Source organism: Hydrogenimonas sp. (assembly GCF_029933015.1).
In the GTDB taxonomy this organism is placed as follows: domain Bacteria; phylum Campylobacterota; class Campylobacteria; order Campylobacterales; family Hydrogenimonadaceae; genus Hydrogenimonas.
The window spans coordinates 1-5794 of sequence record NZ_JAOZOZ010000101.1; the positions used below are offsets into that span (position 1 = coordinate 1).

At 53.7% G+C, this 5794-nt stretch carries 5 protein-coding genes and 1 tRNA gene; all 6 read right to left on the reverse strand.

All coding sequences use genetic code 11. From position 1 onward, the window contains the following. Nucleotides 1–2: 2 nt before the first annotated feature. Nucleotides 3–87: transfer RNA gene (locus tag Q1K23_RS07110), tRNA-Leu, on the reverse strand. 94 nt (nucleotides 88–181) lie between these two features. Further along, nucleotides 182–487, reverse strand: coding sequence for a F0F1 ATP synthase subunit C (locus Q1K23_RS07115; RefSeq protein WP_286336476.1), 306 nt, complete (start codon nucleotides 485–487; stop codon nucleotides 182–184). 103 nt (nucleotides 488–590) lie between these two features. Further along, on the reverse strand, nucleotides 591–2795 hold the full coding sequence (locus tag Q1K23_RS07120) for a polyribonucleotide nucleotidyltransferase (protein ID WP_300363453.1): 2205 nt from the start codon (nucleotides 2793–2795) through the stop codon (nucleotides 591–593). Between the two features lie 55 nt (nucleotides 2796–2850). Then, the gene (locus Q1K23_RS07125; RefSeq protein ID WP_300363454.1) at nucleotides 2851–3120 is read right to left on the reverse strand and encodes a J domain-containing protein; all 270 of its coding nucleotides are present in this window, start codon (nucleotides 3118–3120) and stop codon (nucleotides 2851–2853) included. Beyond that, on the reverse strand, nucleotides 3117–4574 hold the full coding sequence (locus tag Q1K23_RS07130) for an MlaD family protein (RefSeq protein WP_300363455.1): 1458 nt from the start codon (nucleotides 4572–4574) through the stop codon (nucleotides 3117–3119). The genes Q1K23_RS07125 and Q1K23_RS07130 overlap by 4 nt, the downstream gene beginning before the upstream one ends. Continuing rightward, the coding region (locus tag Q1K23_RS07135; RefSeq protein ID WP_300363456.1) for a hypothetical protein at nucleotides 4575–5794 on the reverse strand (1220 nt) is incomplete at its 5' end. It lies immediately after the preceding gene.

Below are 5794 nucleotides of genomic sequence, written 5' to 3' on the forward strand. Positions count from 1 at the left end.
AATGGTGCGCAGAGCGAGACTTGAACTCGCACGGCCGAAGCCACTGCCCCCTCAAGACAGCGTGTCTACCGATTCCACCACCTGCGCATTTGATAGGTAGTTATTGTTAAGAGGCCGAAATTTTAGCAAAAAAAAATGGCCGCGTCAAGAGCGACGCGGCCGTTTTGGAAAAAATCTGCGATTATCCGAGGAACGGGTTCGCGTAGAGAGCGATCAGGGCGATAACGAGGGTATAGATAACCTGCGCTTCGATCATCGCGAGGGCGATGAACATCGTAGTCATCAGTTTACCGCCGAGACCCGGGTTGCGGGCTGTACCTGCGATAGTGGCCGCAGCTGTGTTACCCATACCGATCGCACCACCGAGAGCGGCCAGACCGAGGCCGACACCCGCAGCGACGACGCTGTACGCCTGAATCATAGACTCACCTTCGCCTGCAAACGCAAAACCCGCGAATGCTACCATGAGAAGAAAAAACTTTTTCATCGAAAAGCTCCTGTAAAAATTTTGAGCAAAGTCCGTTCGGCTTGCGTATCCCTACTTATCACTTTGCTGAAGGCATTTTATCTCTTTTTTCGTAAAAAAAGAATTAATCGATCGGTTCCGCCAGCTCCAGCGATATCTTGTGTCCCTTTTGCGACTTGACGACCACTTCGATCTCCTGTCCCTCATGGAGCAGATCGCTTGGATGGGAAATACGTCCCCGGGAGATTTTGGAGATGTGCAGAAGGCCGTCGACACCTCCGGGAAGTTCGACGAAGGCTCCGAAGTCGACCAGTTTCTTCACCTTTCCCTTGATCGGCTTGTCGATCTCGAACTGCGGCATCTCCCTCTTGGGGCGGCTTCCTTCGGCGATGCTTCTGATATGGTCGCAGGCCGCTTTGACCTTCGCCTTGCTGGGACCTGTGACCTTCACTTCGCCCTGTTTCTTGTCCAGATCGACGCTCACTTCGAACTTTTCGATGATCTCTCTGATCGTTTTGCCCGCCTGTCCGATGATGTCGACAATCTTGTGGGGCTCGATATGGAAGATTTCCGTACTCGGCAGTACCTCTTCGTTGACTTCGATCTTTTCGGCGGCCTCTTCCATGATCTTCAGAATGTGCAGCCTCGCCTCTTTCGCCTGCTCCAGCGCTTCCTTGAGCAGATCGAGGCTGATGCCTCCCAGTTTGATGTCCATCTGCAGCGCCGTGATGCCATCCTCGCTTCCGGCCACCTTGAAATCCATATCGCCGTCATGGTCTTCCAGCCCCATGATGTCCGTCAGGATGGCGTATTTATCGCCTTCCATCACCAGGCCCATCGCCACACCCGCGATCAGTTTGAGAACGGGTACGTCCGCCGCCTTGAGCGCCAAAGATCCGCCGCAGACCGTCGCCATCGAAGAGGAGCCGTTGGACTCGAGAATCTCGGAGACGAGCCGGACGATGGCGTCGAGCTCGGTCTTGTCGAGGGAGGGTTCGAGGGCGCGTTTGGCCAGATTGCCGTGACCCAGCTCTCTACGGCCCGGAGGTCCGATGCGCGAGGCTTCGCCGACACTGAATCCCGGGAAGTTGTAATGCACCATGAACTCCTCGTAACTGGCGCTCTTGCCGGTGATGCGCTCGAACATCTGGGCATCCTGCCGGCTTCCGAGAGTACAGGTAACGAGTGCCTGGGTTTCACCCCGTGTAAAGAGACAGGAGCCGTGAACGCTCGGCAGCAGGTTGGTTTCGATGGAGATGGGGCGCACCTCTTTGGGGGTACGGCCATCGGCCCTTTTGCCCTCTTCCAGGATCATGGAACGGACACGCTCGCGCTTCACTTCGCCCACGGCCGCCTTGACCTGATCCTCGGTCCACTCTTCGGTCTGGGCGGTCTCGTCCGCCAGGACCTGCTCGATGATCGCCTTGATCTCGCTGCCGCGCTCGCTTTTGGCCATGCCGTCGAGGGCGCGGTTGATCTCCTCCATATAGAACTCTTTGATATAGGTGACGATGGAGGGGTCGGCCTTCTCTTCGAAGAGCGGCACCTCCTTTTTCGGCTTGGCCGCTTCGGCGAAAACCTTCTCGTACTCGCCCGCTGCGAGCCTGATCGCCTTCTGTGCCATGTCGATCGCTTCGACCAGTTCATCCTCTTTCAGCTCGTTGACATGGGGGATCTGGATGATCTCTTCGGCCAGCATCGGGTCGATCATCGGGTCGACGGCCACGGAGGGCTCGATATCGACTTCGACGGTTCCGATGGCCCGCATCTCGATCATCAGCAGTTCATCCTTCGTACCCGAAACGAAAAGATCGAGCGTCCCCTCTTCCAGTTGATCGAGTGTGGGGTTGAGGACGAACTCCCCATCTTTCCTGCCGATGCGTATACCCGCGACCGAGCGGTTCACCGGTATATCGGATAGAAACAGTGCAGCCGAAGCCGCATCGAGGGCCAGAGACTGCAGATCCGCCTCCTCGTCGACGCTCAGAAGCATCACGGTGATCTGGACCGGATTGAAAAAGCCCTTGGGGAAAAGCGGCCGAAGGGATCGGTCGATGAGCCGGGATGTGAGGGTTTCGAAATCGCCGGGTTTCGTCTCGCGCTTGACGAATCCTCCGGGGATTCTGCCCGCCGCGTAGCTCTTTTCGATGTACTGGACCGTGAGAGGAAGAAAATGCTCCTCGATCGGTTTGTCGTCCATCACGGCCGTCGCGAGAATGACGGTCTTTCCGCTTCGCAGGATCACGGAACCGTTCGCCTGTCTGGCGACTTTGCCCGTTTCGATCGTGACGGTTCTGTTGTTCATTTCGAATTCAAATGTACACGCCATTGTGTTTTATCCTTTTTCATATCTGTCAATTGTTTCGATTTTACTATCTTTCTCTTTAAAACCTGAACCGTTTCGCATGGGCGTCCTGGGGGAACTGCCCCGCGATCTCCTCTTCGCTGAAGGAGAAACGGTAGTTTTCTATGTAGGTTTTGAGAAGTTTGTAGGCATCGTTGATCCGCGCCATCTCCTCGTCGTCCCCACCCACATCGGGATGCTTTCCCGAGGCGAGATAGCGGTAGCGCTCCGTGATGTCCTTGAGACTGACACGGGTGGGAAGCCCGAGAACTTCCAGTGCCGCATGGATCTTTTTGTAGGCCGGGCTCATTTCGCGGCGCTTACCCCGGCGCCGGCACCGGCACCGAGCAGATACTTCATGCGATCATCCTCGAAGCGGATACCCAGTCCGAAAAAGATGTTGTCGGCATCGGAGTTGAGGAAATTGTCGTATCCGATGTAGGCGTTGATGAATTTGTAGAAGCGGTACCTGACGGTGGCCCGCAGGTGGGCGCTGTCTCCGCGGATATCGTTGACGGCGTTGAAATCGTAGGCATCCAGCGAGAATTTCAGTTTGTCGTGATAGGCGAAGTAATCGAATCCCGCGCCCGCCGTGCTTTCGATGATGCCGCCGCGCACCATGAAATCCCTGTAACGTTTTCCGATCTGGGCGGAAACGTACCAGTTCCCTTTTTCATGCTCTTTATCACCCCTGTAGACGCACTCGCCGTTCTCCATTTCACAATCTTCGTAATCGGGCGAGGAGATGACGTCGAGCATATAGTGACGCGAATAGTAGGGCATGTAATCCACATGCAGACCGCCTTTGAAGTTGTCATCCTCCGCCAGATAGAAGGCGTCCATCCCAAGCTCCAGCCGCGTCTGCGTGACGGCGTCGAGATAGTTGTTGAGCTTGACCATCGTGCTTTCACCCTTGGTAAAAAACCTGTTGACGGAGGTGAGCGCGTCGTTGAGCGGTTTTTTGTTCTCCTTGATGACCACGTCGAGCTGGTCCTCGAGATTTTCGAATTTGTCGGCCAGTGTAGGCAGACGATCATCCAGAGTCTCCCCTGCCCCCTTGTAGGCATCGATCGTCTCCTGCAGCTTGGCCATGAGACCGGGCAGATCGGCATTGATCGTATCGGCACTCGTGGAGAATTTTTCCGACATTTTCGCGAACTTTTCGGCCGCGTCGTTGATATTGACCACCAGTTTGTCGATATTTTCCCTGTTTTTGCTGACGATATCCTTCATATCCCGCGTCAGCACCTCCAGATTGGCGAAGGTCTTTTTGAGTTGTGAGCGGCTTTCGCTGTCGAGCGTCTCGCGCAGCTCGTGGATGAAGTGTTTGAGCTCCTCCGCAGCCGACGTTACACTCGTACCCATCTCTTCGAACGAAGACATCGGTTTCTGGCGTTCGATCACGCCATTTTCACTCAGATAGGTATGAGAGGATCCGGGAATGATATTGATATATTTGCTGCCGAGCATCGACTCCTGCGTCAGAAGCACTTCCGAATCGGCCGGAATTTTGGCGTTTTTGTAGATGAAGAGCGTCACGACCACTTTGGTACCCGAGAGCTCGATATCTTTGACATAGCCGATTTCCACACCCTTCATCTTGACCTTGGCGTGTTTCTCGAGCCCGCTGGCGTCGTTGATGAGGGCTTCGACCTCATATCCTTTTTTGCCTATTCCCTGAAATTTGTTGACCTGGGTACTCAACAAAAAGAGGAGTATCAGTCCGATCGTGACAAAGAGTCCGACTTTCGCTTCCGTTTTCATTTACAGTTCCTGCTCAAATGCGTGTTGATAGGTACCAAAAGGCACCAGATTTATCGTGAAATAGAATGTGATGTTGTGGATGGAGTCGGCTTCGGCCGATGTGAGAATCGGTTTCATCTCGTCTCTGATCCCTATATCGAGATCCCAGCAGTGCCTGAAAAAGTGCGCTCCCACCCCCCATCGGTTCATCCTGTCGTTGAGATTGTCGTATGAGACATTGGCATAATAGTCATGTCCGGCGTCACTCCTGTATGTGCCGCTGATATTGAAAAAATCGGACGTTTTCTCCACTTTTAGATAGTCGCTGTCCGTTTTGTCGAGATTCAAACGCTGTTTGAAGAAATGGTTTATCATTATATCGAATTTGGGATAGTTGATTTTCAGATAGGAGGTCGCGGCGGAGACATTGTGCAGATAGTAGGAGAAAAAGAGATCGGTATAGATTTCGTAATGCTCCAGAAAGCGATAGCGTATCTCGTTCTCCAGATCGCCGTACCGATTGAACTTCTCCTCCACCTCCTCGGCCGGTTCGTACAGAACCGGCTGGGCGACGCGATAGTAGAGATATTCTTTGCCTTTGTCGTCGTAGAGATAGTTGATGACGCTCATCATCAGGTTTTCCCGCGGTGAACGCAGCACCGAGATCTCTTTGATCGTCTCCCCTTTTTCGCTGCTGAAACTGGGTCTGTTGTAGGTGACGCGCAGCTGCATCGTGTGAAACTCCTCCCCGTAGCTTCGCGCCAGATCGCTGTAGATATCGATGGTGTGGAAATTCCTGAAAAGCGAATAGTAGTCGCTCTTGACACCGTACTCTTCGAGTGTACTCTCCATGTTTTTGTAGGCCGAGTAGGAGTAGTAGAGGTTCTCGGAGATCGAAAACTTCAGATAGTCGTCGAAAAAGGCGTGGTAGAAGGTCACGGGTAGATTGACCTCCTGAAACTCGATATGTTTGCCTGACTCGGTGAAGAAGTGGTTGAGACGGTAGTCGGCCGCATACTGCAAAGCGTCGAAGCCAAAGAGCGAATTCTGGTAGTGGTGCAGCTGAACGATCGGAATGTTCTGGAAAGTCTCTTTTCTTTGCTCGTCGCTCAAAGAGGTGTCGATAAAGTACTTGCCGTAAACACCGAGATAGTTGTCGGGGGTGTCGTAGTAGTAGTTGATGCGAGACTGCACCTGCGCGCTGTCGGCCAGTTCCGCGTTCGTCGCCGCCTGCAGGTTGA